This is a genomic window from Fibrobacter sp. UWB16, assembly GCF_900215325.1.
Classification (GTDB): Bacteria; Fibrobacterota; Fibrobacteria; order Fibrobacterales; family Fibrobacteraceae; genus Fibrobacter.
This window is the reverse complement of the sequence record NZ_OCMS01000001.1, coordinates 386,402-408,741: the sequence shown is the minus strand read 5'-3', so window position 1 is coordinate 408,741 and position 22,340 is coordinate 386,402. Positions and strand designations below refer to the sequence as shown.

20 protein-coding genes are annotated in these 22,340 nt (G+C 48.1%); 18 read left to right on the top strand and 2 right to left on the bottom strand.

Features of this window, described 5'->3' with window-relative positions; translation table 11 throughout:
• The first annotated feature begins 127 nt into the window (after positions 1 to 127).
• The 16 genes from CRN95_RS01755 (at position 128) to CRN95_RS14885 (ending at position 15,918) form a co-directional block, all read left to right on the top strand.
• Positions 128 to 388: a hypothetical protein gene (locus CRN95_RS01755; RefSeq protein WP_235002813.1), complete on the top strand. Its 261-nt coding sequence runs from the start codon at positions 128 to 130 to the stop codon at positions 386 to 388.
• A 160-nt stretch (positions 389 to 548) separates the two neighbouring features.
• Positions 549 to 1,361, top strand: a complete 813-nt coding sequence (locus tag CRN95_RS01750; protein WP_072827012.1) for a thymidylate synthase — start codon at positions 549 to 551, stop codon at positions 1,359 to 1,361.
• Positions 1,361 to 2,359 carry a metallophosphoesterase gene (locus CRN95_RS01745; RefSeq protein WP_097019936.1) on the top strand — a complete coding sequence of 333 codons (999 nt, stop codon included), beginning with the start codon at positions 1,361 to 1,363 and terminating at the stop codon, positions 2,357 to 2,359. The genes CRN95_RS01750 and CRN95_RS01745 overlap by 1 nt, the downstream gene beginning before the upstream one ends.
• A gap of 60 nt (positions 2,360 to 2,419) precedes the next feature.
• Positions 2,420 to 3,727: a deoxyguanosinetriphosphate triphosphohydrolase gene (locus CRN95_RS01740; RefSeq protein WP_097019935.1), complete on the top strand. Its 1,308-nt coding sequence runs from the start codon at positions 2,420 to 2,422 to the stop codon at positions 3,725 to 3,727.
• Positions 3,711 to 4,439 carry a pyrimidine 5'-nucleotidase gene (locus tag CRN95_RS01735; protein WP_235002812.1) on the top strand — a complete coding sequence of 243 codons (729 nt, stop codon included), beginning with the start codon at positions 3,711 to 3,713 and terminating at the stop codon, positions 4,437 to 4,439. The genes CRN95_RS01740 and CRN95_RS01735 overlap by 17 nt, the downstream gene beginning before the upstream one ends.
• A gap of 18 nt (positions 4,440 to 4,457) precedes the next feature.
• Positions 4,458 to 5,264, top strand: a complete 807-nt coding sequence (locus tag CRN95_RS01730; protein ID WP_097019933.1) for a metal ABC transporter permease — start codon at positions 4,458 to 4,460, stop codon at positions 5,262 to 5,264.
• Between the two features lie 10 nt (positions 5,265 to 5,274).
• Complete coding sequence (locus CRN95_RS01725) at positions 5,275 to 6,387, top strand: hypothetical protein (protein ID WP_097019932.1); 1,113 nt, start codon at positions 5,275 to 5,277, stop codon at positions 6,385 to 6,387.
• 152 nt (positions 6,388 to 6,539) lie between these two features.
• A complete protein-coding gene (locus CRN95_RS01720; protein ID WP_097019931.1) occupies positions 6,540 to 7,349 on the top strand; it encodes a PDZ domain-containing protein in 810 nt (269 codons plus the stop codon).
• 190 nt (positions 7,350 to 7,539) lie between these two features.
• A complete protein-coding gene (locus CRN95_RS01715) occupies positions 7,540 to 9,927 on the top strand; it encodes a putative LPS assembly protein LptD (RefSeq protein WP_097019930.1) in 2,388 nt (795 codons plus the stop codon).
• 73 nt (positions 9,928 to 10,000) lie between these two features.
• Positions 10,001 to 10,573, top strand: coding sequence for a nucleoside triphosphate pyrophosphatase (locus tag CRN95_RS01710; protein ID WP_235002811.1), 573 nt, complete (start codon positions 10,001 to 10,003; stop codon positions 10,571 to 10,573).
• A 3-nt stretch (positions 10,574 to 10,576) separates the two neighbouring features.
• Positions 10,577 to 11,509: a helix-turn-helix transcriptional regulator gene (locus CRN95_RS01705; protein ID WP_097019929.1), complete on the top strand. Its 933-nt coding sequence runs from the start codon at positions 10,577 to 10,579 to the stop codon at positions 11,507 to 11,509.
• Between the two features lie 11 nt (positions 11,510 to 11,520).
• Positions 11,521 to 12,105, top strand: a complete 585-nt coding sequence (hisB, locus tag CRN95_RS01700; RefSeq protein WP_073422978.1) for an imidazoleglycerol-phosphate dehydratase HisB — start codon at positions 11,521 to 11,523, stop codon at positions 12,103 to 12,105.
• Between the two features lie 178 nt (positions 12,106 to 12,283).
• Entirely contained in the window at positions 12,284 to 12,868 is a 585-nt protein-coding gene (locus tag CRN95_RS01695; protein ID WP_145993952.1) for a hypothetical protein, read from the top strand.
• A 32-nt stretch (positions 12,869 to 12,900) separates the two neighbouring features.
• On the top strand, positions 12,901 to 13,326 hold the full coding sequence (locus tag CRN95_RS01690) for a TM2 domain-containing protein (protein WP_200816173.1): 426 nt from the start codon (positions 12,901 to 12,903) through the stop codon (positions 13,324 to 13,326).
• Positions 13,327 to 13,504: 178 nt separating this feature from the next.
• Positions 13,505 to 14,557, top strand: a complete 1,053-nt coding sequence (locus CRN95_RS01685; RefSeq protein ID WP_097019927.1) for a hypothetical protein — start codon at positions 13,505 to 13,507, stop codon at positions 14,555 to 14,557.
• Between the two features lie 149 nt (positions 14,558 to 14,706).
• Positions 14,707 to 15,918 carry a potassium channel family protein gene (locus CRN95_RS14885; protein ID WP_200816172.1) on the top strand — a complete coding sequence of 404 codons (1,212 nt, stop codon included), beginning with the start codon at positions 14,707 to 14,709 and terminating at the stop codon, positions 15,916 to 15,918.
• A gap of 114 nt (positions 15,919 to 16,032) precedes the next feature.
• On the opposite strand, the gene CRN95_RS01675 is transcribed toward CRN95_RS14885, so the two are convergent.
• Positions 16,033 to 17,001 (bottom strand): KamA family radical SAM protein, encoded by a 969-nt coding sequence (locus tag CRN95_RS01675; RefSeq protein WP_097019926.1) that lies wholly within the window; start codon positions 16,999 to 17,001, stop codon positions 16,033 to 16,035.
• A 41-nt stretch (positions 17,002 to 17,042) separates the two neighbouring features.
• Here CRN95_RS01675 and efp point away from each other — a divergent pair, with 41 nt between their 5' ends.
• Complete coding sequence (gene efp, locus CRN95_RS01670; protein WP_072827029.1) at positions 17,043 to 17,627, top strand: elongation factor P; 585 nt, start codon at positions 17,043 to 17,045, stop codon at positions 17,625 to 17,627.
• Positions 17,628 to 17,954: 327 nt separating this feature from the next.
• Positions 17,955 to 19,433 (top strand): ketol-acid reductoisomerase, encoded by a 1,479-nt coding sequence (gene ilvC / locus CRN95_RS01665; protein ID WP_088630280.1) that lies wholly within the window; start codon positions 17,955 to 17,957, stop codon positions 19,431 to 19,433.
• A gap of 290 nt (positions 19,434 to 19,723) precedes the next feature.
• On the opposite strand, the gene CRN95_RS01660 is transcribed toward ilvC, so the two are convergent.
• Positions 19,724 to 22,333, bottom strand: a complete 2,610-nt coding sequence (locus CRN95_RS01660; RefSeq protein ID WP_097019925.1) for a hypothetical protein — start codon at positions 22,331 to 22,333, stop codon at positions 19,724 to 19,726.
• Positions 22,334 to 22,340 lie beyond the last annotated feature (7 nt).

Below are 22,340 nucleotides of genomic sequence, written 5' to 3'. Positions count from 1 at the left end.
GGGCATAAGCCCGGGGCTTTTCTTATAATCGCAACTACGTTGCCATTTTGTCATCCCGGCCGGAGCCTGTGCTGAGCAAAGTCGAAGCATGCCGGGATCGCCTTTATTAATTGCTAAATTATCGTATATGACAAAACTTGATGAAATTTTAACAGCCAACAACTTTAGCAATCACGATCTCGTTGAAATGCTCCCCGTGAACTTGAACCACAAGATGGTGCAGAAGGCGCGCCTCGGCAAGAAACCCGTGCCCAAGCACACGCAAGACTTGATTTTGCAGGCTTTGAACAAACTTTTGTTGCAAACCGCTGCTGAAGTGGAAGGTAAGGTCGCTAAGCAGTACAAACGCGTGGACGTGTTCGGAAACGACGAAGTCGCTTCGGTTTGAGAAAACGTAATGACGTCATTCTGAGGACGAAGTTGCTTCGGCTTGAGAAAACGTAATGACGTCATTCTGAGGACGAAGTTGCTTCGGTTTGAGAAAACGTAATGACGTCATTCTGAGGACGAAGTCCGAAGAATCCAGTCAATTTTTATATAATTACAATATGCAGCAATACTTAGATCTTCTTAAAGATATAATCGATAATGGTGTAGACCGTTCCGACCGCACTGGCACCGGCACTCGCTCTGTGTTTGGCCGCCAGACTCGCTTTGACCTTTCCAAGGGCTTTCCGTGCCTTACGACCAAGAAACTCCACTTGCGCAGTATCATTCACGAACTGCTGTGGTTCTTGAAGGGCGATACGAATATCAAGTACTTGCACGATAACAAGGTTACGATTTGGGACGAATGGGCCGATGAAAATGGCGACTTGGGTCCGGTTTACGGTCACCAGTGGCGCTCCTGGCCGACACCTGATGGTGGACATATCGACCAGATTGCGAACTTGATCAATAGCCTCAAGAACAATCCGGATTCCCGCCGTCACTTGGTTTGCGCCTGGAACGTCGCCGAAGTTGACAAGATGGCTTTGCCGCCGTGCCATTGCCTTTTCCAGTTTTATGTGGGCGGTGTAGGCGCTAGTGGCAAGCGCAAGCTTAGCTGCCAGCTCTATCAGCGCAGTGCCGACATGTTCCTTGGCGTGCCGTTTAACATTGCGTCTTATTCGCTCTTGACGATGATGCTTGCTCAGGTCTGCGGTTACGAAGCGGGCGAGTTTGTCCATACTTTTGGCGACTTGCATTTGTACAGCAACCACTTTGACCAGGCTCGTGAACAGCTCTCGCGTACGCCGCGTGCGCTCCCAACGATGAAGATGAATCCTGATGTCAAGGACTTGTTCGATTTCAAGTTCGAAGATTTTGAACTTGTAAATTACGATCCGTGGCCGACTATCAAGGCTCCGATTGCGGTTTAATGAACGCTTCTATCGACTTCATTGGCGATATTCATGGGCACTACGATGAACTCGTGGTGCTCCTTAAAAAGCTAGGCTACGAAGAACGCGGCGGAGCTTTCCGCTATCCGGGCGATGAACGTACGGTTGTATTTTTAGGCGATTACATTGACCGCGGGAGTCAAGTGCGCGAGACGGTGAATCTCGTGCGCGCCATGCGCGATGCAGGTTCTGCTGTGGCGCTGATGGGCAATCACGAGTTCAATGCGCTTAGCTTTTGGCACGAGAATGGAGCCGGTGGGCGACCTTTAAAAGCGATTCACGGCGGTTATTTGCGTGAGCATACTTTTAACAAAGTAGCGATTCACGTGAAGACGGTCGAGAGCTATCGCGGGCGCAAGGCGGAATTTCAGGAAATGCTGGATTTCCTCAAGACGCTCCCGTTTTACTTGGAAACGGATTTGTTCCGTGCGCAGCACGCCTGCTTTGACTTGAAATGCGCCGAGTTGCTTAAAGCCGAAAACATCCATTCTTTTATGGATGGCAATTTCGATGAGTTGATTGCTCGTGCGAATGACAAGGATGATGAATACGATGATTCGCTGTACTGGCCGATAAGTTTGTTCTTGAAGGGCCCGGAATTGGATTTGCCGGAGGGCGTGATGTTCCGCGATGCCGAAGGCGTACTTCGCAAGCGCACTCGTATTCGCTGGTGGATTTGCCCGAAGAACAAAAATTTGCAGGAACTCAGTTTCCAGCCGGGAGTCGAATTGCCTCCGCTCGAAGTTCCGCTTGAAATCCAGACTCGCGATTTTTATGGCGAAAATGAACGCCCTGTTTTCTTTGGACATTATTGGTTGACGGGGATGCCTGAACTTATTCGTGATAACGTTTGCTGTCTGGATTACAGCGTTGCAGGCTACCGCGGTGACGGGCGCCTTGTTGCTTACCGTTTTGAGGGTGAACAGAAACTCGATAACCGAAAGTTCGTCTCGGTCGAAGCTGGAACAGCATTATAGTAACCTGTTTTCGTACACTCTCTCGTCTTTCGTCTCTCGTCTAAAATCTATATTTGTAGTATGCTACAATGGGATACGCTTCTTTCTGCAACGCGTTACGGTCACCCGGCCGATCCGGACCCGAACCGTTCTGACTTCCATCGCGATTACGACCGCATCGTTTTTTCTACCGCTTTTCGTCGCTTAGGCCGCAAGACTCAAGTTCACCCGTTTTCGGTGAATGACCATGTTCACAGCCGCCTCACGCACAGCCTCGAAGTTTCGAGTGTGGGTCGTAGCCTCGCGATTACGGTGTATCACCTGATTAAAAAGCATTTGCCGAAGTACGTGAACGAATACCAGTTCGGTACGATTGTGCAGTCGGCATGCCTCGCTCACGATATTGGAAACCCGCCATTTGGCCATGCGGGCGAAGCGGCTATCCGCGAATGGTTCCGCAAGAATCGCCATTCCGCACCGATGTCTGAACTTAACGACAAGGAAATTGCGGACTTCGAAAACTTTGATGGTAATGCTCAAGGCCACCGCATTTTGAGCAAGCTCGAATACCACTTCCTCGATGGCGGCATGCGACTCACGTATGCGACAATCGGTTCGATGATCAAGTACCCGCGACTTGCGTATTACGGTTGCCCGACAAGCTTATTCCGCACCGAAGCGGAACTCTACCGCGAAACGGCTGAAATTCTTGGAATCCCGGAAATTGAAAATGGCGTTTGGGCTCGCCATCCGCTCGTGTACTTGATGGAAGCGGCTGACGATATTTGCTATTCCATCCTCGACGTTGAAGATGCGATTGAACTAGGCATTTTGACGTTTGGCGATGTGCGCAACATGTTCAGTTTCTTGTGCGGTCCGGAAGTCGATATCGACCGCGAGTTCGAAGAAAATGGTCAGAACTTCAGAGACTTCCTTAGCAGCATTCGCGGGCGAGCTATCCAGAACTTGATTGATGATGTGGCCGTGCTCTTTGTGAAGCATTACGACCGCATCATGGAAGGTTCGCTCGACAAGCACTTGATTGATCTTTCCCGTTCCGATACGATGGAAGGCATTCGCATTGCAAAGCGCTTGGGTGTGGAACGCATTTATCCGGACCGCCGTAAGACGGAGCTTGAAGTCGGTAGCTATACGACGCTCAGCACTGTGCTCGATGCGTTTATCAATGGCGTTTACGATTACCGCCAAAACGACCGCAATTCGTACCGTGCAAACCGCATTGTCCGCTTGATTGGGCAGGCCAAGATTGGTCAAAGTGTGACGACCGCCGAAGCGTACCATCAGGTACTCGACTTTGTGAGCGGCATGACGGACAATTACGCCACTTACCTTGCTCGTCAAATTGGCGGGCTTGCGATGGGCTACTAAGAGGTCTTGCTCCGTGAGTGCGCTAGATATCGGCATCAAGAACGATGCTTCGAAAATTTGGCTGTTCGATTACGACTTGACGCTTTACGGCGAAGAGGAACGCTTTGTCTTAAATTCGCTCGACCATCGCATTGCTGAGTTTGTCCAAAAGACCGTGGGCGGGACGTTTGAAAGCGCCACAGAAATCCGCAAGGATTATCTGCATCGCTTTGGGACGACGCTTTCGGGACTCATGGCGATGAACGGCACGCATCCCGATGACTTTTTTGACTTTATCCATGAACCCGAATACCTGATTTACCCGAAGGTGGCGCCTGAAAAGCTTGAACTCTTGAAGTCGCTTGTGGGGCATCGCTTTGTGTTTACGAATGGGCGAGGGGACTGGAGCCGCGCGGGCATGGCGCACATGCAGCTCGATTCTGCAATTGAGGATGTTTTTGACCTCAAACTCATGGATTGGGAAGGCAAGCCTCACGTGAGCGCGTACGACAAAATTGAAAAATGGCTTGTGGCGCGAGGTGTCCTGGCTCAGGAATCGCCCGACAAGTCGCAAATCGTGCTGCTCGAAGATTCGCTCCGCAATTTGGAACCCGCTCATGAACGCGGCTGGACGACGGTTCTCGTGAATCCGAACATCCAAGCGCCAAGTTGGGTGGATTTTCATATCCCGCATTTACTAAATTTAAGAGAAAAACTCGTTCTTAACCACTGATAACCAAAAGCTAAAAACATGCTCGATTTACTTTCCATGGATTTTTTGCAGAACGCCCTCATCGCAGCGGTGCTTGTGGCCATTGCCTGTGGCGTTATGGGAACGTACGTCGTGGTGAACCGCTTGACGGCTCTTTCGGGTGGCGTGGCGCATGCCTCGTTTGGTGGGGTCGGGCTGGCTTGCTTTATCGGCTTTTCGCCGATGCTTGGCTCGCTTGGTTTTGCTCTTGCCTGTGCGATGCTTATGGGTGCGCTCACGTGGCGTGACCGCAAGCATGCTGATACGTTCATCGGGATTATTTGGGCGGCAGGCATGGCGCTTGGCGTGATTTTGACCGATTTGACGCCCGGTTACAGTGGCGAGATGATGAGTTTCTTGTTTGGTAGCCTTTTGACTGTGCCGACGGAACTTCTTTGGTGGATGGGCGGCTTGCTTGTGTTCATCTTGGTTGCTGTTTCGGTTTGTTTCCGCAATTTCCTTTCGATTTCGTACGATCCGGAATTTGCACGTGTCCGTGGCATACCCGTGCTGAACTACTACATGCTTTTGATTGCGCTGATTGCGCTCACGGTCGTGATTGCCGTGCAGGCGGTGGGCATGATTCTCGTGATTGCGCTCCTCACGATTCCCGCTTACATTGCGGAGTGCTATGCCAAGAATTTGCTCCAGATGATGGTCATTTCGGTTTTTGTTTCGCTAGTGCTTGTGGTGCTTGGACTTTTAGTCGCTTGCCAGTTGAATTTTGTCGTCGGCCCTACGATTATCGCAGGCGGCGTCATCTTGTACTTGCTCAACTTTGCCGTTAAAAAGATTGTGAAAAAATAGGAGAGGGAAAATGTTTTCAATGTTGCGCGTTTCTGTAGTTTTGGCATGTTCGTTCTTGGCGACGTCGGCTTTTTCTGCGGTTGCCCGAAATGCATTTAACAACATGGACGTCAAAACGTCTTATTCTGAACTGATGCAGGAGAAAAATGCCCGTAACGATTCTTTGTTGCCGGCTTTTGATGGCGACAAGGCTTTTGCCGAAGTGCTTCGCCTGAATCCGAATTTCTGGAGCATGGGTAGTGCCATCAAGAAAGAAGAATCTCTTGTGACGAAACTCCATGTCAACATGATTTTTGTGGATGGTACTCGCGAAGAACCGTTCTGCGAACTCGAAAAGAATGCTAGGAATACTGCTGACGAATGGAACGTGCGCATCGGTGCGGACTTCGTTTCTGCAGGTTCCAATACGGTCCATATTCACGTGCAGCAGTGCTTGGACTATGTGCGCGACCAGCTCGGTTACGCCATCAAGAAGGGTGACAAGATTATCCATGTGCCGCCCAAGGAAACGCTTGAAAAAATCAAGAAGAGCGAAATTCCGGATGCTATCGATATTGACCTGCAGCAGACGCTCCTCAAGGCGCACGAAGATGTGAATCTCACCGGCAAGTGCCCGAAGGATATTGAAGCTTACATCATCCTCATGAATGTCTACAATCAAGTCAAGAACATGAAGATGGACTACGTGGTCATCAATGACCAGCTGAACAAACAGCGCAATGGTGGTTCCCGCGTGCAGTCTTGCGCCTTTAGCCGCGAATGGAACAAGCGCTATCAGGAAAGCGCGAGCTTTGAATGCGATATCGACAATGACCGCTGCACTTACCGCCAGGAAAACGACGGCGATACGGAATGGTCCATCAACTATGAAAAAGACCGCTTTGAATACATCAACAAGAAGTTCCTCTTCTTCAACCGCAATCCGATGAGCATCCACAAGGGTGGAACTATGATGGATTTGCGCCTGATCCGCCTCTCGACCACGCTTTATCTCGAAGCTTACATCAATTTGAAGGGTGAACCGGTAACGCTTGGCCTTATCGTTGTGCCGGGCGACAAGAGCCTCAAGGATTACGAAGACGACCGCCCGTCTTACGAAGAATCCCGCGAAATGACCGAATAATCGGGTTTTTGCAATATTTGTTGAAATGATATGCCGGCCTTAGAGCCGGCATTGCCTTTTTACAGCCCGTTTAGACGCAATTTTTAGGGGCTTTTCTTTGAAAAGGCGGTAATTTATATTATATTAAGAAAGTAAAAATTAAGGAGATTTTTATGAATTCTTTCGTTAAGGCTTCTTTGATTGCCGCTATGATGACGGCTCCGCTTATGGCTGACGAATCCTTTGGTGGCGTCGGCATTACGATTTATCAAGTGCGCGAAGGTGTCCATGTGGCAGAAGTCATTCCGGGAACTCCGGCTGCAGAAACCAATCTCCGTGCTGGCGATGTCATCACGTCTGTTGATGGTGTAAGCCTCAAGGGACAGGATATTGAATTTTCAAAGTCTAAGCTTCGCGGTCAGGTCAATAAGCCGCTCGAAATCACCTATACGAGCAATGGCGAAACCTATTCTACCGTGATTCGTCGCGCTCAGATAACGGTGAAGGACTTGGACAACAAGGCTGTCAAGAGCTGGTATGGCGACAAGGACCGCGTGAACGTTCAGGAACTCGAAACGTTTGCAAGCGCTACTGAAAATGACAAGCAGCTCGTTGCTGTGCTTAGCCGCGGTAACCTCATCAAGAACGATGTTTCTGTTGCTTCTGCTGATGTCAACGGAATTTATGTGGAAAAGGCAAAGTCTGCTCCGAAGTTTTCCAAGGCTACTCCGGTTCATACGGGTGATGCAAGCCTCCGTCTCTTCAACCGCAAGGCTATTGCATTTACGCTCAAGTCTCCGGGTCGCGCCACTGTAACGATCTTGAATGCCGATGGCGAACTGGTGACAAAGCTCAGCCTTGATAATGCTGTCGCTGGCGTGAATTCGCTCAACTGGGACGGCTCTCAGGTTCCGAATGGCCGCTATGTTATTTCCATTGATCACAATGGTAGCGTAAGCGGTGCAAACGCTGTGCTGAAGTAACTTGCGCCATGCGCAATTGCCTAGCTTGCTGGGTAGATTTTTGTAAGCTTGAAGAACGCTTCTTTCACGGAGCGTTCTTTTTTTTCTATCTTGTTGCACCGTGATTTTATCCAAAACCCATTGTTTTCTGTGGGCCGTTTTCGCAATTGTAATCGCTGCGGTCTTCGCTCCTTGCTCTTATGGCGAGGAGATGACTCGCTTTGAACTTGAAAAGCGCGAACAGCCTGTAGAAGATACGACTGAGGTCGATTGGATGAACGATACGACTGGTGTAGATACGATTGAATATCACGCCGTCGATCTTGTGTATGATGTAGAAACTTCGACGTTCAACTTGAACAAGTCGGCGCAGCTCAAGTACCGTACGGCAACGCTCGAATCTGACACAATTTGGATGGACCAGAAAAATCAGATCCTTGCGGCTTCTGGCAATCCAATTCTCCGTGAAGCCAAGAACCCGTCGCTTTCGGGGATGAGGCTCAAGTACAATCTCAAATCAAAAATAGGCGAGGTCTATTTCGCGACGACGTTCCAGGATAACCAGCAACTGAATGGTATGGAAGTCCGACGTTTGCCGGATACGCGAATCCAGATTGCTCGCGGTGACTTCAGTACGTGTAACGATACGACGCACCAGCACTTTTACTTCTATGGCCGCCGCATGGTGGTGAAGCCCAAGGAAACGATTACGGCAAGGCCTGTGGTCTTGAACATTGCCGATGTGCCGGTGGCGGTTCTGCCGATGATTGTGGCGCCTCTCAAGAGCGGACGCAAGTCGGGGCTTTTGACTCCCAAGTTCGGTGGTGACCAGAAACAAGGTTACTACTTGCGTAATATCGGTTTCTATTATGCCGCAAATGATTACTGGGATGCAACTCTTGCCGCAGACATTATTGAAGGTGACGAGGCTAGGTTCGAACGTTCTACGCTCTCGGGCGAAATCCGCTATAAAAAACGCTATCTGTTGGATGGCCGCCTCAAGTACACGAGTTACCTCGAAGAATTTGACTTTGGACGTAGTGGCTATGATATCGAGTTCTCGCATAACCAGAACTTGACTCCCGATGCCAAGCATACATTGAGTGGCCAGGGCTCTTTTGTGAGTGATCGGGGCGTTCGTAAGAACAACTCGCTAGAGGCAAGCACAATCTTGAACCAGCAGGCGAATGCTTCGTTGGCGTACTCTGGTAAATTCGGTAACAATAAGAGCTTGACGGTTAAGATTTCGCAGAACCATAACCTCACGACGGGCATGCTCGAAAGGGATTTGCCTGATATCCAGTACCGCATGAGCGGCAACCTTTTCAACTTTGAACTGGACGAAGATGAGATTGCGGCCGAAGACGGCTCATTCCAGTCGTTCCTTGAAAAGTTCAACTATAGCTTTACGAACCGTTTCAACTACAAGTCGCACCGTGAACGTGATACGACGCAGAACAAGGATACGACCGCGCATTACCTGGGCTATACGGGTACGTACACTTTGGATTACTCTGGGCGCCTTTTTGACGTCATCAACATTACGCCTCGTGCTTCGTTTACGGGCTATTGGACGGGCACATCTTGGCGTAATCCGAACGATTCTCTGTACAAGAGAAAACGTTATATGAGTTTCAATCCGGATGAAGGTACGTTCGGTAATGTTGCATACAACCACAATTACAGCTTGACCGCCGATACGAAACTTTATGGTATCTGGGTTCCTGAAATCGGTCGCTTTACCGGTGTCCGTCATGTGCTTTCACCGAGTATTTCTTACACGTACGCTCCTGAAATTGATACGGTCAAGAAGTTTGCTCCGCACCCGTATTTGGGTCAGTATCCGTATCAAGAAAAGCAACAGACGATTGGCTTTAGCCTGAGCAACGACTTTGATATCAAGTACCTCAAGGTGGTAGGCCATGTGGATACGACAGGCGATTCTACGAAAAAGGCAAAAGCGGTCGAAGACCAGTATGGCACGCGTCGCTTGCTGACGACAAGGCATAGTTTTTCGTACAACTTTGCGGCGGACTCGCTGAATTTCTCGGATATATCATCTTCGTTCGGTTTCCAGATTTTGCCGGATTACATGTTTACGATCAATACGCGTCATAGTTTCTACCATAAGTATGACACGAATCCGAACAAGGTAAGGTTTCCGGAACTTACATACTGGGGCTATGAGCTTTCGAAGAATTTCCATTGGAGCGGTACGTTTAATGGAGGCCTTCCTTCGCAGCTTGAAAAGTATGAAATGCTCAAGTGGTCTTTGAGCTTGGATTATCGCTATTCGTTCAGCAGTACCCGCGTGGCTAAGAATTTGTTTAAGGACAACATCTCGCATTCGACGGGAATCTCGGCGACGTTCCAGCCGACCGTCAACTGGGATGTCTCTTATAGCACCCGTTACGATTATAACGAAGGTAAGTTTGTCTCTCATGAATTCACGTTCAAGCGTGTGTTGCATTGCTGGCAACTCGATTTTACATGGACGCCGACAGGCCCTGCTGCAGGCTGGAGCTTCTCGATTTACGTGCGCGACTTGCCGGATATCAAGCTTAACGCCGGCAGCACCGATACAAAGAGCTATGAATAAGTTAGATGAGAGAACGCCTCTTCGAGCCTGTAGACGAGAGACGAAAGAGTTAACTGGTAACTAAAAAGATATTATGATTGAATCTGAAATTGTTCTGGCTAGCGGTTCTCCGCGCCGTTCCGAAATTTTAAAACAGTTGGGTGTAAAGTTCCGTGTTGTTGTCTCGGGCGAAGATGAAAAGCCCACAAGCACAAACCCGCTTGATTTTCCGCGTGAAAACGCCTGCATCAAGGCGCTGTCCGTTTCTCGTCAGGAACGCGATGCTTACGTGCTCGGCTTTGATACGCTCGTGTTTTTGGATAACGTTCCGCTGGGCAAGCCCAAATCCGAAGCAAACGCACTTGAAATGTTAAGCAAACTAAACAATCGTAGCCATTTTGTCATCACCGGAGTTGCGATTGCCCGTAACGGAGAAATCCTCAGCGCGTCTGAGGAGAAAACAGAGGTGTTTTTTAGAAACTGCACCTTACAAGAACTCAAAGATTATGTAAATTCTAAGGACCCGATGGATAAGGCTGGCGCCTACGGCATTCAGACGAATGGCGCGCGCTTGATCAAGTCTATCAATGGTTGCTACTACAACGTGGTTGGGTTGCCAGTTGCACGTACATTGGAAATGTTGGATGGTTTACAAGTTAGGGTATAGCAAATGATTCAGTTGGAAGAGAAAAATCCAAACGAACGCCTTGGTGACTTTTTGGCCCGCGTTCGTGAATCTCAAGGACTTACTATTGATGATCTTTCCGAGCGCACGAAAATCTCGGTAAAGATGCTCCATTTTATTGAATCGAGCGATTGGAAGTCTTTGCCGGTAGAAGCTTATGTCCGTAGCTATTTGAATTCTGTGAGTTCGAAGCTCGGCTTGGATGCAAAGGCCGTCCTTAAAATGTACACCGAAGAAGTGGGCTCTAGCTACGAAATCCGTGAAGCTGAACCCATCAAGAATATCGCTCCGATGACTGAAGACGAAAAGAAGCCGCGCAGCAAGGCCGTGCCTATAGCTATCGTGGTTATTTTGGCTCTTCTCATTGTCGGACTCCATTTTGTGAACCGTGAAAAGGCTGCTTCTGACGCTAGCGCCAATCCTCCTGCGGCGGTTGCTGCTGAAGAATCCGCAGAAGTCAATCAGGATATGCCTGAAGGAGCTGAAGCAGTTCCTGTTGATTCCGTCAAGAACGAAAAGGTGACTCAGGCCGAAGTCGACAAGGCTGTGAAAAAGGCCGAAAACCTCCCGGCATCTGCAACGATCTTTATCTCATCGACCTCCAAGAAAGATACGACGGTGACGGGCCCGGTTTCGGATAACGGCCGCACTCGCATTGAACTCGTTGGTTCTGGCGAAATGCGTTCTTGGGTCGGCATCAAGCGTGATGAAGACGATGATGATTTTGTGAAAGAAGCGAACATCGCAACGGTTGACAACAAGCTTGTCTATACCGCAAGCGGTACGCTCTACATTGTGATTGGTGAACCGCGTGCCATTGGCAAGATGTACTTGAACGGCGTGGAAACTCCGGTGCCTGTGCCGAAGTTTGGCCGCGTGGCTCGCTTTAGCGTTTATGACGGTCGTGTCCTTAAATAAGAGGTGCTAAGATGCGTTCTTCTAAGATTTCTCGTAAGACGAGTGAAACCGACATTCAACTTTTCTTGAATCTGGACGATTGCTCCAGAGGTCAGATTAGCTCGGGCTCGGGCTTCTTGGATCACATGCTGAATTTGTTCCAAGTGCATGGCGGATTCCATCTCGATTTGACCTGCAAGGGCGATACCGAAGTCGATATGCACCATAGCATGGAAGACATCGCCATCGTGCTTGGCCAGGCTCTCGTTGAATGCCTCGGCGACAAGAAGGGCATCGAACGTTATGGCTTTTACTTTGTCCCGATGGACGAAGCCTTGAGCCGCGTGTGCATCGACTTTAGCAATCGCATCGGCTTTGTCTGGAATGTGAAGCTCCCTGCTGCAACCGCAGGCGGAATCGAAGCTAGCATGTTCGAACACTTCTTCAAGAGCCTCTGCGAAAACGCACGCATGAACTTGCACGTGGAACTCTTCTACGGCAATGACAACCATCACTGCCTAGAATCCATCTTCAAGGCTTTCGCCCGCGCCGTCGCCATGGCTGTCGCACCCTCCCGCAACGTGAAGGGCGTCCCCAGCAGCAAAGGCGTGCTGTAAGGTAATCTCGTCTTCCTGAGCCTACTAGGCGAAGGATCCAGTAATTGTTCTTGCGTGAAACGAGACGTGTCGCGATCGAGAAGCGCGAGAATCGCCGAACTTGTCATGCCCGCGAAAGCGGGCATCTCCTTTTATACAACGTTTATATATCTATGGCTTAAAAAGTTATATTTAATTATTGGTAATTGATATGAAAAAAATAGTTCTTCTAATTTTTGTTTTACTTCCGCTCATTGCTTGGGCATCTCCATTTGGTTTGAAAATGGGAATGTCACTGAAGGAAATTGAAAAAGAATGTGTCGAGAAACCGGTACATATAAAGAATGACCAATATTTAATAAAACCTAAGAAGGTACATCCAAGGTTTGAACTTTATGTGGTTCTTGTTGATGGACTGAAAGGATTATATGAAATAAGGGCTATTTCATCTGGTGTTAAAACGAACAGGTATGGAGTGGAGTTACGTAGCTTGTTTAATGAAGTTAAAGACAGAATCTCAAAAAAGTATGGAGTTCCCTTAGTTCGAGATGAGGTTGATCCTCAATCTGCTTTTATAGAAGAAAATTATTGGCTTTATACCTTAAAAAATGGGGCGAGAACTTTAGGAGCTATTTGGAAACCAAGTGATTCAATAAAAGAGAATGTTGCGTTGATTACACTTGAGTGTAGAGCTGATGAAGCTCAAGAGGATCCATGGTTGATTCTCTATTATTATTTTGAAAATGCGAATAAGATTGAAGATGAACAGGACTCGGTTTTTTAGAAAAAAAGATTAGTTGAAAAAGGAGCTGTTTGATGTATTGTCCTAAATGTGGATGTTGGAATCCTGATGAAGGAAAGTATTGTAGGGGTTGTGGTATTAAATTGTTGTTTACTTTTGCTGGTAACACACCTGATTCAGAATCATCTTCGAAATCGTATTTCCCTAGTGAAAATAATTTCATGGATATTGAACATGTCTCTCCGAAAAGCCGGGCTGTAGCATTCTTGTTTGCTATATTTTTTGGCTATTTGGGCGTTCATAATTTTTATTTAGGTCATACAGAAAGGGGGGTGGCTCAAGTTGCTGCTCAGGTAGTTATCCCAATTGTAGGAATCCTGACATTAGGAATAGGTTTTCTTTTGTACATTCCTTTAGCTATATGGATTTTTATTGAAGTTATTCTCATATTGTGTGGCGTTGCCAAAGATGAACATGGTGAGGTTGTCTCTAATTGGTAAAATATTCCTTTTCCACATCTTGTAAACCTTTACATGGCGGAACTTCGGTTTCGCCATTTCCTGTAAAATTCGGCAATATCGTAAGAAATTAAAAGCAATTATTTACGGCTCTTTTCTCGAAATTTTGTGTTAAAAGTTTTATGTTTTGCCTTGGTTTGGGTGATTTAGCGAGGATGAGATGAAGGTGATTTCTACGACATTGAAGTTGGCGTGTTGCCCGTTAGCTTTCCACGATATTGCGTGGGCTAAGAATGATGTCGATTATCGTAAATCGCTTGGAAAAGCTCGCGTCTATATGGTGGCAAAAAAGCTTCGCATTGATTTTTGTAATGTGAAATTTTCGGGCCATAAAGTTGATCTTGACCTCGTGAGCGAATGTGGTCGAGTAAGTGTTTCTATCCCTGCAACTGAACCGCTGTTTAAGCCGAGTGAAAAGAAAACTCTTGTTGTTGATGTTGGTGCAGAAAAGCCGCACATTCTCGCCAAAGATGAAGTTGTCGCAAAAACTCACGGAATAAAATTCTATGAGATTGATACGGCGTTCTATGAAAAGGCGACCGACAAGGAACTGAAAAAGTGTCTGGACGATGACTCTTTTGTTGCTTGGCTTACGCCCGAGAAACTCTTGTACTTATATTCTAATAGGTTGCTTCGAATTCCAAACTTGGATAAAACCAAATGTTTCCTTTGGAATTATGAACCGATGTACATTGGAATTGTGGTGGACGAAAGCGCCGTGAAGCATCATCGTCATCACGAAACATTCCTTGAACTTCTTGAATCTGAAATTGAGGATTGCGAGGATATTCGCGACGACGTTGTGCTCTTGTTCTTTGATGTCGAAGAACGGGATAATAGTCTTTTGATCGGTAATGCGGTTTCGATAAATGAATTCCAAGCGCCGTTGGCTGGCAAACGGTTGCCGTCTATCGAATTGCTCTCGATGGCTGCCGAAAGCGTGTTTGTCGAAAAATTCAAGCCCAAGTACAACGCCGCGCTTTTCCATCCATACCTGAACGGTGTAGAAACTGCACTGGACTCTGAATATGACGCCATAGATTATGCTTTTGATGACCGGATGACTCTTGTTTTCAAGGGCATGAATTGGTATGGCGGGCTTGAAGGAAATTGCTTGGTTTATAGCAAAGGCGATAACCTGCGTGTTATGCGTCCAACAGATTTCGACGAATTCCTAGAGCGCAAATTCATCGAATCTGTGCTGGCTTGTTAAAAATAAAATCCTTCGCTTTGTGAATCCCTACGAAAATTAAACTTTAATTTTGGGGACTTACGTCGAAAAAATTAGCAAAGTAATAAAAATGTATTAGTTACTAATAGAATTTTGTTCTAAATTTTTCACGGTGAAATAAAGGATTAATAATGGAAAATTTAATAGACAAATATAAAAAATACACTAGAAAGCAATGCTTGAAAATTTTTAATGATATTGTTGATAAAAAAGCTGAAGATAGTCAATTTAAGTTAATGACTTTTCTTGATTTATATAACATTAAGAAAAGCTCAAGTGAAGGTGTTGTGTTGGCTAATGCTATAGTTCGAGAAAAAACTTTGCCTAGTTTTCGTGTCAAAAAGAAAATTGTATTACAAAATTGTGTAATTATAGGGAATCTTCAATTCTATGATGCAAAAGAAATAGTAATTCAAAATTGCTTTGTTTTTGGAGCGTTGGATGTTTGGGCTGATTTGTGTCTTTTGTCTATTGAAGAAACGATGATTGATTCAATTGTTTTGCGTTTTGGAAAATATCATGTGTTTGGAAACTGTGTTTCTATGGGAACTTTATCGAGTGAAGCTGCTAATGTAACTTTGGGTAATCTGATGTGTTGCTGTATCCGTTCATTTTTGATGGGTTCATCCGAAGTGATATTGGAGTCTAAGTTTTGTACTAAATTTGAAGTGAAAAATTCGCTTTCTGGGAAATGGGTGGGTGAATGGAAAAATTTTCCCATATCTCTTTCGAAAATTCCATTTAGCAAGATTGATTTAAAAGATTACCCTAAAGGTGAAGTTGGTGAAAAAAAAGAAAAAGTTGATAATGTTTTTGATTTTTTTGAAAAAAACAAATTATGTGTTACCGTAGATCATTATGCGGATTTGATTTATTATAAGAATAAGCAAGGTTTGTCTGGATTACATAAAGTATGTTACATATTATGTGGAGGAATGATTAGACCTCGGGTTATTTTTTCCATGCTTTTGTTTGTTATATTGGGGTTTGCGTTAATTTATTGCTTTGGACTAGAAAATCCTTTTGGCGATTTGTGCGTTGATGATTGTGAAAATGTGATTTGTGCGAAAAAGAAAATTTTGGAACTGTTGTATTTGGGTACAATGGATGTTTCTTTGTTGGATTTTTTTGATGAATGTGGCAAAGCGATTTGTGTGGGAAATAATTTCTTAAAATCGTTATATTTTTCAGTGATTACTATAACTACTGTTGGTTACGGCGATATAACCCCTGTAGGTTGGGCTCGCTTATTTGCATGTCTAGAAGGTATATTCGGTGTCTTATCTGGAGGTGCTTTTTTGCTTGCTTTTACAAGAAAATATCTTAATCGTTATGATAAATAACGAAAAAAACGATAAAAATTAAATTCATCGAATCTGTGCTGGCTTGTTAAAAACAAAATCCTTCGCTTTGTTGCGGAGGATTTTTGCTAAACGCTAGGCGCTTTTTTCCTGCATCTACACCGGCGTTTTGCTCTTTTCTCCGGCGATTTCTCGCACGAGCTTGGGCACTTGATAGCCGGGGAGCTTGGTGCGGATTTGTGCGATGAGTTCTCGGGCGCGTTCGTCGCTGACTTCAAAATGGGCAACGCCTTTCGCGTGGTCGAGTTGGTGCAGGTAGTAGGGGAGTACACCTTGCTCGAACAGCCTGCGGCTCAAGCGTTCAAGTGTTTCGGCGTCATCGTTCACGCCTTTCAAAAGAACGCTTTGGTTCAAGAGTGTCCAACCGCTGAATTTAAGTTGTGCGAAAACGGCGGCTGATTCTTCGTCGAGTTCATCAGGGTGGTTCACGTGTACCACGAGCACGCAGTTGAAACGTGCGGGGAGTTCTCGCAAAAGTTCAAAATGCTGCATCACGAGGTCCGGTCGCATGATCGGGAGTCGCGTGTGGATGCGGAGCGTCGTCACAGACGGGTGGAATGCGATTGCTTCCACGAGGTCGCGGAACGGTCCCGGGCCAAGCGTGAGCGGGTCTCCACCCGAGAGTATCACTTCCCAAATGCTCGTATGGACATCCAGCCAGTTCGAAACTTCACTCGCGATATTCTGTGTGTCCTGGAAGGGGTAGTTGCGTCTGAAGCAGAACCTGCAGCGCACACCGCAGGCAGAAGTCGAAACGATGAGGGCGCGGTTCTCGTACTTTTGCAAGATGCATTCGGACTTGCCGGCGGGGAGGTCCCCGACGGGGTCATCGACAAAGCCGGGGGCTTCCTTGAGCTCGTCCTTGCTCGGTAGAACCTCGCGTAGCAGTTTGACGGGCTCGGCCGAATTCTTGATGAGGTCGGCGTAGTGCTTGGAACAGTTGAATGCGAATGTGGGCTCTTGGTCGAGGTTTGCGCGCATTTCGCTTGTCAAACCGGTAAAATCATTGCCCAAATAGTCTAAAAATTCAGAAATATGCGTGAATGTTTTAACAGAATTGTCCATTATATTGCTAAATTTAGAATCAAAAACCAAAAGAGGATAATATGGGTACTGTAAGCACCAACGAATTCCGTAAAAAATTGAAAATCATGGTTGATGGTCAGCCGTATGAAATCATCGAAAACCAGTTTGTGAAGCCGGGTAAGGGTCAGGCTTTTAACCGCGTTCGTATCAAGAACTTGGTGACTGGCCGTACTCTCGAACGCACCTGGAAGAGCGGTGATACGGTGGAAGAAGCTGATGTGACCTACACCGAAATGACCTACCTCTACAACGACGGTTCTACTTGGTACTTCCTCAACAGCGAAACTCAGGAAACTGAAGAAATCTCCAAGGAAGCTCTCAATGGCTGCGAAGTTTGGCTCCTCGATGGCGCTACTGTCGAAGTCACTTGGTGGAAGGACCCGAAGACGATGGCTACACTTCCGATCGAAGTTATCCCGCCGACCTTCGTTGACTTGATGATCGTTGACGCTCCTCCGGCAGTTCAGGGCAACACCAGCGGTAACGTGATGCGTGAAGCTACTCTCGAAACTGGCGCTAAGGTGATGATTCCGCTCTTCATCGAAAACAACACCAAGATCCGCGTGGATACCCGCGACGGTTCTTACCTTGAACGCGCTAAATAAGACCGCTCGGCTCTTATGCAAGGCGGGGACTCCGTCTTCGCCTCGCTCTCGCAACCACGCTCGGTTAATACCGGGCGTTTGTTGCTCACGGTAATCTTAAACATGTCATCCCCGACTTGATCGGGGATCTCCTTTTAGCCTCGTCCAAGCGACGGGGCTATTTTTTTTGCGGAGAGAATGTACTGACGACAGTTGTAACAAAGTAATTGGATGAATTCTGTGTCGAAAAAGCTCTTTTTCTGGATTCTATTTCCTATTTCTGAAATCCTTATTCCGAATTTACTATATTCTACCGCGGAACATTTTATTTAACAGAGGTTCAAAAAAATGAATTATTTCAACTCAATCCCTATGCGTCGCCAACTCGAAGAAATTGGCCACTGCCGTTTCATGGAACATTCTGAATTCAGCCGTGGTGTTGAAGCCCTCAAGGGAAAGAAGATTGTGTTCGTCGGTTGCGGTGCTCAGGGTCTCCATCAGGGTCTCGACCTTCGCGATAGCGGTTTGGATGTTTCCTACACGCTCCGCAAGGAAGCCATCGAACAGAAGCGCCAGTCCTGGAAGAACGCTACTGAAAACGGCTTCAAGGTCGGTACTTATGAAGAAATGATTCCGGATGCAGACCTCGTTTGCAACCTCACACCGGATAAGCAGCACCACAACGTGATCCCGGCTATCATGAAGCTCATGAAGAAGGGCGCAGCTCTCTCTTACAGCCATGGCTTCAACATCGTCGAAGAAGGCCAGGAAATCCGCAAGGACATCACTGTGATCATGGTCGCTCCGAAGGGACCGGGTTCCGAAGTTCGTTCTGAATACCTCCGTGGTTTCGGCATGCCGTGCCTTATCGCTGTCCACCCGGAAAACGACCCTGAAGGCAAGGGCTGGGACTATGCCAAGGCTTACGCCGCTGGTCTCCACGCTGACCGTCCGGGCGTTCTCGAAAGCTCTTTCGTCGCCGAAGTGAAGTCTGACCTCATGGGCGAACAGACCATCCTTTGCGGTATGCTCCAGACCGGTACGATCCTTTGCTACGACAAGATGGTGAAGGAATTCGGTATCGACAAGGCTTACGCTGTGAAGCTCCTCCAGTACGGCTGGGAAACGATTTCCGAAGCTCTCAAGCATGGTGGCATCACGAACATGATGGACCGTCTCTCCAACCCGGCTAAGATCCGCGCAACGGAACTTGCTGAAAAGATGAAGAAGATCATGAAGCCGCTCTACCAGGAACATCAGGACAACATCATCTCTGGCAAGTTCTCCAGCACGATGATGGTCGACTGGGAAGCTGGCGACAAGGACCTCCTCAAGTGGCGTGGCGAAACTGGCGAACTCGAATTCGAAAAGGTTGCCGCAACTGACAAGCAGATCACCGAACAGGAATACTTTGACCGTGGCGTTCTCATGACCGCTATGATCAAGGCCGGTGTGGAACTCGCATTCGAAACCATGTGCTCTGTGGGCATCAAGCCGATGAGCGCTTACTACGAATCCCTCCACGAAACTCCGCTCATTGCAAACCTCATCGCTCGTAAGAAGCTGTTCGAAATGAACCGCGTCATCAGCGATACTGCAGAATACGGCTGCTACCTGTTTGCTAACAAGTGCGTTCCTCTCCTCGCAGACTTCATGAAGAACGAAGTCAAGAAGGGCGACATTGGCGATATCTTCAACGAAGGCAATACCAACGCTGTCGACAACGAAGAACTCATCAAGGTGAACAAGAACATCCGTCAGCATCCGGTGGAAGAAGTCGGTGCTTGGCTCCGCGAACGCATGAGCGGCATGACCCGCGTCGTCTAAGCTTCGCGATACTGCGTTGTGGCTGCGCTCACGTACCTTAGTACGCTACGCGCATCCACGCCTTGTCTCACTCGCTTATACTTAGCGGGGAAGTAGATACCGCAGTTCATAGCTTTGAACGTTTTAAAATCTCGTCAGGTAACCCCTGGCGGGATTTTTTTGTGTACGAAAAAACGCTCGCGTTGGGCGAGCGTCTTGTATTGAAATTAGCGCATCCCGTTGTAGGACTGCGCGCATTTCGTTTGTGGAATGCGCATCCCGTATTATAGATGCGTCGAGCGTTTCACGTATTATGCGTTCTTCGTTTTCTTGCTTTTCACGAAGACGAACGCTCCGAGAGCGATGAGCAAGATTGCTGCAAACAAGCTAACTTTGAGGCATGCATGGAATGGCTTACTGCGGTATTCCATGCGGACTTCGGATTTGCCTTTCGGAATTTCAACAGCGCGGAGGTCGCCGAATGCCTTGTAAACCTTGGCTTCCTTGCCGTTGACGGTTGCTTTCCAGTAGGGGTGGTAGTTGCCTGCGACAACCATGAAGCCTGCGCGGTCGCTTTCGACCTGGAACACTTGCGTGTCCATCTTCGGGCTTGCGATAAGCTTTGCCTTGCCCTGTGCGATGCCTCCTTCACCTTTGTTTTGCGGTTCTTCGGAGAGGATGACCTTTTCGCGGTAGGCAAATCCGTTCTTAAGCGCGTCAATGGCCTTGGAATCTTCCATCGTGGTCGATTCGCCGTAGATGTAGGCTTCGCCCATGGCAGTCGTGATTGGCAAGTAGGAGGTGCCGCGCTGCGTATCGAAGATGATGGCGTTGATGTTCATCAAGTCGAGGAACGGGTGCGGTGCTGTCGGATCGTTGACGTTAATCAGATAGTTGGCGTTGCCCTGGCCGCCACGGAATTCGCGGTAGCTGGCAAGTTCGTTGTCATGGAAACCATCCGCATTGCGCATGTGGTATTGCGGGAAGATGTTTCCGCTGAGAGCCTTACTGCGGGAGAGCGAAAGTACACGCGGCTGGTTGATCGGATCTGCTTTGTAAGGAGCCTTGAGGGCTGCTACAATGCCGTTTTTCGGCTGCAAGTATTCGTTAGCGGCCACGTTCTGGATAAACGCTCCATTGATGGTCATGAGTTCAATGCCGGCAACTGCTGCGAGAATGCCGACCTTGGCTGGCGTGCTCCCTTTCCACTTGAACACGGCAATGCTCACGCCAATCACAACGAGAATCAAGATGAAGCTCGGGATAATCTTAGAGGCGGTCATGTTCATCACGACTTCGTTCAGCGGCTTGAAGTACGGGGCCGTAACGGGGTCGTTCAAGAGCTTTTGACCGCTCATGAGGAATGTACCGATAATTGCAAATCCGATAACAACTGCGGCCTGTACGCCTCTAGAGGTTCCCGGAAGCTTAGACTTGAATGCATCGACAAAGTTTTGGACGTTAATCGCCTTGCCTTGATCATCGAGGCTCATCACGCCAAGGCATGCAATTGCGTAAGCAAGGCAAACGACAAGTCCGAACGGGCTGATAAAGAGTGTCCAGTTGAAGCGTGCAATCACGACGAGCAAAAGTAGGATGACGAACATCGCGGTTCCATGCAAGAGAGCGCGACGGTTCTTGGTCGTATTTTCGTTCGGATCGCTAACTGTGCGAAGTACGGGGCCTGCCATCATCACGAGCAAAAGCGGGAGCCAGAAAAGGGCCATGCCCGGAGCGCGGAAGTTCTTGACGCCCGGCAGAATATTGTACCAGAGCTTGAAGAGCGGAGAATGGTCGCCCATGCCATAGCTCAAAGCGACAACGGCTCCGAGTCCCCAGAAACTTGCCCAGCGGCGCTTACCCGGGAGGAACAGGCAGAGGAAGCCGAGGAACGTGAGGAGTGCGCCTGCGTTGTTGTGGTCGAGCTTGAAGCTGTTGTGTCCCCAGTAGAACGGGCTACCCTGGCTACCGGCTTCGGCCATCTTGCGGTATTCGTCCATCGTCACATCGACAAAGGAACTGCCCTTGAACGAGTTGGACTTTTCATCTTGTTCATAGACATCGACACCGATAAATCCCGGAATGAGCATTTGAGCCATTTCTTCCTGGTGGAAGGACCAGCTCACGGCGTGACCGTAATTGGTGTGTTCGCCTTCACCGCGGACGGATTGCGTTGTCGTGTAAATGTAAGGCGGTACAATCTGGAAACTGCTGAGTGCAAGTCCAAAGGCAAGCGCTGCTGCTGCAAGCCCGATGCGTTTACCGCGTACGGCAAGCGTGTTGCAGTGGAAGGCTGCTTCGTATAGCGTGTAAAGGCCTGCTCCCCACAAGAAGAGGTACGTGAGCTGCAGGTGGCTTCCGAGAATCATCCACGTGACGCTTAGCGCAAACACAAAAAGATAGGGGAGGCTTCCGTCACGGACAATCTTACGGATGGCAAGGAGTGCCAACGGGGCAATGGCAAAAACCATCATCTTGCCGTCGTGGCCTCCGTAGATGTAGGTGAAGTATTCCGGCGAAAATGCGTAGAGGAACCCGAGGAGCGTTCCCCACCACTTGTTCTTGGTCAGGTTCCAGGCGAGGAGCATGGCGCTCATGAATGCGACCCAGACCGTGAGGATGAACTTGAACCCGACGGCGCGTGCCGGGTCCATCAGGAACTGCGTCCACACGAGCGGGTGGTAGGCGTCGCCGAATAGTGCGTCAATCGTCGGGACACCGCCGAGGCGGCTATCGTCCCATTCCGTGAGGATGACGTCGAATGTACGCAAAATGCGGTTGCCTATGCTGTTCAGCTGGTCGCTGTTGAGCATGAGTTGACTGGAATCGAATGCGAAATCGCGGAAAACGAACAGCAAAATCGCAAAGAAAATTGCGGCCATGGCCACAAAGAATGCTGGTTTCTTGTCGAGGAAATTCATAGTTGGA

Excerpts from the sequence above, each read along its gene's own strand:
- CRN95_RS01755 (WP_235002813.1), top strand. The coding sequence starts at position 128 with ATGACAAAACTTGATGAAATTTTAACAGCCAACAACTTTAGCAATCAC.
- CRN95_RS01750 (WP_072827012.1), top strand. The coding sequence starts at position 549 with ATGCAGCAATACTTAGATCTTCTTAAAGATATAATCGATAATGGTGTA.
- CRN95_RS01745 (WP_097019936.1), top strand. The coding sequence starts at position 1,361 with ATGAACGCTTCTATCGACTTCATTGGCGATATTCATGGGCACTACGAT.
- CRN95_RS01740 (WP_097019935.1), top strand. The coding sequence starts at position 2,420 with ATGCTACAATGGGATACGCTTCTTTCTGCAACGCGTTACGGTCACCCG.
- CRN95_RS01730 (WP_097019933.1), top strand. The coding sequence starts at position 4,458 with ATGCTCGATTTACTTTCCATGGATTTTTTGCAGAACGCCCTCATCGCA.
- CRN95_RS01725 (WP_097019932.1), top strand. The coding sequence starts at position 5,275 with ATGTTTTCAATGTTGCGCGTTTCTGTAGTTTTGGCATGTTCGTTCTTG.
- CRN95_RS01720 (WP_097019931.1), top strand. The coding sequence starts at position 6,540 with ATGAATTCTTTCGTTAAGGCTTCTTTGATTGCCGCTATGATGACGGCT.
- CRN95_RS01715 (WP_097019930.1), top strand. The coding sequence starts at position 7,540 with ATGACTCGCTTTGAACTTGAAAAGCGCGAACAGCCTGTAGAAGATACG.
- CRN95_RS01710 (WP_235002811.1), top strand. The coding sequence starts at position 10,001 with ATGATTGAATCTGAAATTGTTCTGGCTAGCGGTTCTCCGCGCCGTTCC.
- CRN95_RS01705 (WP_097019929.1), top strand. The coding sequence starts at position 10,577 with ATGATTCAGTTGGAAGAGAAAAATCCAAACGAACGCCTTGGTGACTTT.
- hisB (WP_073422978.1), top strand. The coding sequence starts at position 11,521 with ATGCGTTCTTCTAAGATTTCTCGTAAGACGAGTGAAACCGACATTCAA.
- CRN95_RS01690 (WP_200816173.1), top strand. The coding sequence starts at position 12,901 with ATGTATTGTCCTAAATGTGGATGTTGGAATCCTGATGAAGGAAAGTAT.
- CRN95_RS01685 (WP_097019927.1), top strand. The coding sequence starts at position 13,505 with ATGAAGGTGATTTCTACGACATTGAAGTTGGCGTGTTGCCCGTTAGCT.
- CRN95_RS14885 (WP_200816172.1), top strand. The coding sequence starts at position 14,707 with ATGGAAAATTTAATAGACAAATATAAAAAATACACTAGAAAGCAATGC.
- CRN95_RS01675 (WP_097019926.1), bottom strand. The coding sequence starts at position 17,001 with ATGGACAATTCTGTTAAAACATTCACGCATATTTCTGAATTTTTAGAC.
- efp (WP_072827029.1), top strand. The coding sequence starts at position 17,043 with ATGGGTACTGTAAGCACCAACGAATTCCGTAAAAAATTGAAAATCATG.
- ilvC (WP_088630280.1), top strand. The coding sequence starts at position 17,955 with ATGAATTATTTCAACTCAATCCCTATGCGTCGCCAACTCGAAGAAATT.
- CRN95_RS01660 (WP_097019925.1), bottom strand. The coding sequence starts at position 22,333 with ATGAATTTCCTCGACAAGAAACCAGCATTCTTTGTGGCCATGGCCGCA.